The 878-nt window shown below is 39.6% G+C and carries 1 protein-coding gene and 1 pseudogene; both read left to right on the top strand.

Translation table 11 applies throughout. The features are described from left to right. Nucleotides 1-191 (top strand): annotated as a pseudogene (locus RW114_RS20750) (SWIM zinc finger family protein); the annotation flags it as partial. 270 nt (nucleotides 192-461) lie between these two features. Next, nucleotides 462-671: a hypothetical protein gene (locus tag RW114_RS20755; protein ID WP_340124624.1), complete on the top strand. Its 210-nt coding sequence runs from the start codon at nucleotides 462-464 to the stop codon at nucleotides 669-671. The last annotated feature ends 207 nt before the right edge of the window (nucleotides 672-878 follow it).

Here is an 878-nt window from a genome sequence, read left to right on the forward strand (position 1 = left end):
TGAAAGGCTTTTGGCAAGGAGCTAAACCGTTGCCAAGCAGCATAGAACCCAGTCAGCCTGCCACAATTCCTGCGATGTTAATTAAAAAAGGCGGTGATTTCCCTGCGTTTTGGCAAAAACAAAACTCCTTTATTGAGGTCATGGAAAATTTTTATCTTAGGATGCGTAAAAATATCTTGAAAGGTCTGTGATTTTTTAGGGAAAAAGTATATCTGTGTGTTGTTGATGACGGGTAGCCGCTATGTGATAGGCATTTTTCCTTTAGGAGGGTTGATTTCTTTAGCTTGAACTAAGGTAACAGGAACCGATCTTTTTTCTTTTACGGGTAAGCTATAGCGTAACATCTTTACTTCCTGTTGAACTTTTCGTGATTTCTCACCTTTTTTTCGTGGCTTAATAAAAGTAATGCAGCTGGTTATGGGCTGTTTATCTACGAGATCCCATATGATTATGCTGACGAGATGGCTTACAGAGGAATAGCAAAAATTAACGCTCAAGAGCAGGCAGATGTCATGCATGAGTTGAGAGAAGGTGATTTTAGAGAAGCCCAAGAAATTATGCAGTATGACGAGGCTTTAAAATATCAGGTAAGTCAGCAAGAAGCTATGTATGACAGAGCTAGAGATATGAACCAATACAACTTTGGTTACATCGGCTACTCAGGATGGTAAATTAAAGTGTAAAGTTGTGAACTTGATCTGACTGCTACAAATATTAGCTTGGATTGAGTCCGACATTGACAGTCCCAGTTGTATAGTGGACCCCGAATTCCGGACAATAGTTTAAGCTATGCTCTGTCGAAAAATGAGAAGCAGGAAATGAGCGAAAGCAAACGGAAGATTTTTACAGGGGCTCAAAAAGCCAAAATTGCATTGGAA

Source organism: Methylobacter svalbardensis (genome assembly GCF_037671525.1).
GTDB lineage: Bacteria > Pseudomonadota > Gammaproteobacteria > Methylococcales > Methylomonadaceae > Methylobacter_A > Methylobacter_A svalbardensis.

Coding starts and splice junctions, on each gene's coding strand:
- RW114_RS20755 (WP_340124624.1), top strand. CDS start 462: ATGGCTTACAGAGGAATAGCAAAAATTAACGCTCAAGAGCAGGCAGAT.